Below are 3,655 nucleotides of genomic sequence, written 5' to 3' on the forward strand. Positions count from 1 at the left end.
AAAAATCCCCAACATCTCCTCCGGGCGCGGGGGGCCCGCCCCCGCGGGGGCCCCCCCGCGGGCGCCCCGCGCAGCCGCCCCGCCTCCGCAAGCTCCGGCCAGGCGGGCCCGTCGGGCGCGTCGGCGCCGCTTTGGCGACGTGGCAGAACGCCGACCATTCCTATCTGACCACCTTCTGCATCACCGAGCAGTGCTGGGCACGACGGCAGCCGTACCCGGCTTGCTCTCCCGCAGCTCGCTCAGGAATCAGTCGGCACCCCGACGTGGTGACTGGCCGTGGTTCCGTTCATCGGCCCGACATTGCCCAGCTCGATCAGACACGGGCTGCCGTCATCGTTGTTCTCCCCCCATGCCCAGCCGTAAGCCTCGTTGTCGACCCCACGTCCCACAAAGGCACGGGAGCAAAGCAAGGCGTACTGGCCTTCACGCTCAGGCCCAAACTCATCCACATGGGCAACGACCCAGACGGCGCCGCCCGAGGCGAGCGAAATCCGTCCAACGTCGCCGACGTGGTCCATAACGGTCAGGTCGTCTCGGTTCGGAGCACCAAGGAGGACGATGAACCTCATCGACTTACCCACCCCAGGACTTGGGAACCACCGCACCTTCCCGATAGAGCGTTCAGGAAAAGCAGGCACCAAAGCCGAGGTGGGGACAGTGATTGTGGCCCCTAGCCTCCAACCTCTGGCGCACTCTGGCGTATGGCTCCACCGCGACAAGACACGGTCTTGGTTCGCATCCAACCGGAGTGCAGCAGCTTCTTTGGTCAGAGCCATTCGCCACTTGGCTGGATGAAGGCTGAGCTTCATATCCCCCATGCCGGTTCGCAGACCGACGTAGACATCCCCGCTCTTCTCACCCACCACTGTCCAACTTCTGGACCGCAAACCATCTGGACTTCCAACAGCCCAGCGAACGACACCGCGGCCCTCGAAGATCTGAGGCTCGGGCGGTAGCAGTGACATCTATGAATAGTCGCACAGACGGGGAGCAGCGGCACCAAAGTTTGATAGCGATCGCCGGTAGCACCCCTCCTTCCTCACGGCCCAATCGTCTCGCTCCGGTCGAACGAGTCAAGGACCACCTCCGGTGTCCGCTACGCGGTGGCTACGCCATCCTTGACAAGCCCGACCTCCACCGAGAGATGGCCAGTACGAGGAAGATTGGGGGAAGTGAGGTCAGTAGGTGCCGAGATCTCGAACCGCCTGTTTGTAGTCCTGCGGAAGTGCCAGCCGACTAAGCCATTCATCGGCGAATTCTCCAGCTGCCGTGCAGGCCCATCGCGCACATCCCGCACCTAGGCATTTATTCGGGAACCATGGATCTCCGATTAACTGTTGGTTAGTCGCAAATTTGGGCTTGAGCCTTCTTTCGATATGGCTCGCCTCATTCTGACTCGCCCCAACCTTCTGCCAGCCCACTTTAAAGTGAACCAGCTCATTCCGAAGAAAAATCAGGTCAGCAGCCGCGCAATAAGTATTCTCATTCTTGGCAAACCGCGCAGCACCTGCCAGTGAGAGAGCGGTTTGATACTTGTCAAGCAGTTGAATCCGCGTCTTAGACCCATCGGCCTCTGCATTGACCCAAATATCCGCAAGTTCTGAGATGACCTCCGGCGCCAAGACCTTCATCCGGCCACTCGTGGACATATAGGGGTCTGCCGCGTCGCTGTACAAATCATTTACCAACGACTCCAGAAACGAAACCGAGAACTTAACTGCCGCCATGGCATACGCGCGATGCGGAAAGTATGGCCCACTTCGGCCCGCCTTAGTGATTTCATCTTCTTGCCTCTTGCACAATTGCGCAAAGTGCAACGCGGCCCAAAGATGCTGCGCAGTTAATGGCTCGCGAGCCTGGACACTTGAAACTTCCGAGAATGCAATCGACTCGGCGTCCGGCAGTCCAACCACTGGTTCCTCGGGCTCACTGTTCTCTGCCATTCTTACCTCCCGCTCGATACGGTGCGACGTCGTGCCACTTGCACTGGCAGGCCACGGCTTCCTCGTCTCCCATCCCAACCAAAGCATCGCTAATCAGAAGCAACCGTTACCGAGACAGAACGTTGCTCGGCCAGCGCGGAGATCATCTGGAGACCAGGCGCCCATACGCGCCACGGTCCGCAGTTGGTCCGCAGCAGAGCGCAACCGGCTCGATTTCCACCAACGATCCCAACAATGGAATCCGCAGGTCAGCCCCATACAGCCACGGACGCCGACAACGCCCAACGCTCGCAAACGTCAAGAACGACAAGCTTGAAAACCGTCGTGGTTCACGCCACCGTGGGTTCAAATCCCACACCCACCGCAGGTTGGGTGGTGTTTCTCTGATCATCATCCCTGGGTTCTGAGTCCTCGGCCCGCAGCGGACTCGGCGCCCGCCTGCATTCTGACGGCCACGGTGTCGAGGTCATCCGGGTACAGATGGCCGTACAGGTCGAGCGTCAACGTGGCCGTCTTGTGGCCCAACATCTTCTGAACGACCTTGATATTCGCGCCAGCGCGGATAGCAAGCGACGCGGCCGTATGACGCAACCCGTGCGGAACAACACCAGTCAGCCCGGTCGCGGAGACTGCCTGATCGGACCCCCACCGGAACTCGCTCGACGTCAGGTACTCGCCCGTCCGGCCCGGGTAGACCAACGCCCGTGGCGGGAGACCGTCCACCTTCCACGCCATCTCGGCCGCCAAGAATTCCGGGACCGGCACCTCGCGGGTGGTGTGGTTCTTCGCGTCGGTCTCCACAACGCCCTGACCTGTGACGCCACTGGCCGAACGTGAGACACGAATCCGCCGCCTGTCCTGGTCGATGTCGACTGCACGCAATGCCGTCGCCTCGCCGAAGCGAATCCCCGTGTACGCCAATGTGAATACCAACGCACGGAAACGACCTGCGGCCAGGGCCAGCTTCATCACTTCGAGGTGCGTCAAGTAGCGCCGCTCACCTGCTTGAATCGACGGCAGATCGATATCGTCGGCGGGATTGGTCGCCAGCCGCTTCGATTTGATGGCGAACCGCAGAACGCGATCGAGGATCTGGTACGACTGCGTTACTCGCGACGCCGAGAGGCCGCGGCCTTCGAATCGACTGCTGCCCGACTTTGAGAGCTTGACAACCCATTCCTGGATGCCCTCGAATTCGATGTCCCGCAATGGTATTGACCCCCAGCGGGGCAGGACAACGGTGTCCAGCAACGAGCGATACCCTGCGACAGTCTTCGGCTTGCTGTCCGTCGCACCAGTGCCCCTCTCGCGTCCCGCCGATCCGCCCATATCCCCAACTAGAAAGCACGTCGTGAACGTGCCCGTAGGAGATGACAGCGGAGCCCGCGGCAACGGCGCTGACACCAAGTAGCGGGCTAACAGCCACGCCAGCCCGGGCCGCCACCGCACGCGCGAGAGCACTTCGACCGAGAGAAGCAGGCACACTGGCCACACTGCCGACCCCCGGTTTGCTCCGCCGACCGCCACATGCACTCAACTGTCTGCCCTCCTGCCGCAGGGACACTAAACACACCCTGCGGGCGCATTTAGTGTCCCTGCGGCAGGAGGGCAGACAACACCACGAAAACCGCTGGTCGGCGGGGGCAAACCGGGGGTCGGCAGTGTGGCCAGTGTGCCTGCTTCTCTCGGTCGAAGTGCTCTCGCGCGTGCGG

The 3,655-nt window shown here is 61.6% G+C and carries 3 protein-coding genes; all 3 read right to left on the bottom strand.

The genetic code is table 11. The features are described from left to right. Positions 1-239: 239 nt before the first annotated feature. The 3 genes from QH290_RS03655 to QH290_RS03665 all read right to left on the bottom strand — a co-directional run bounded on the left by QH290_RS03655 (position 240) and on the right by QH290_RS03665 (position 3,194). The gene (locus tag QH290_RS03655; protein ID WP_280381956.1) at positions 240-569 is read right to left on the bottom strand and encodes a hypothetical protein; all 330 of its coding nucleotides are present in this window, start codon (positions 567-569) and stop codon (positions 240-242) included. 609 nt (positions 570-1,178) lie between these two features. Beyond that, positions 1,179-1,943 carry a hypothetical protein gene (locus QH290_RS03660; protein WP_280381957.1) on the bottom strand — a complete coding sequence of 255 codons (765 nt, stop codon included), beginning with the start codon at positions 1,941-1,943 and terminating at the stop codon, positions 1,179-1,181. Positions 1,944-2,333: 390 nt separating this feature from the next. Further along, positions 2,334-3,194: a tyrosine-type recombinase/integrase gene (locus QH290_RS03665; RefSeq protein ID WP_280381958.1), complete on the bottom strand. Its 861-nt coding sequence runs from the start codon at positions 3,192-3,194 to the stop codon at positions 2,334-2,336. Positions 3,195-3,655 lie beyond the last annotated feature (461 nt).

Source organism: Nocardia wallacei, from assembly GCF_029869545.1.
GTDB lineage: Bacteria > Actinomycetota > Actinomycetes > Mycobacteriales > Mycobacteriaceae > Nocardia > Nocardia wallacei_A.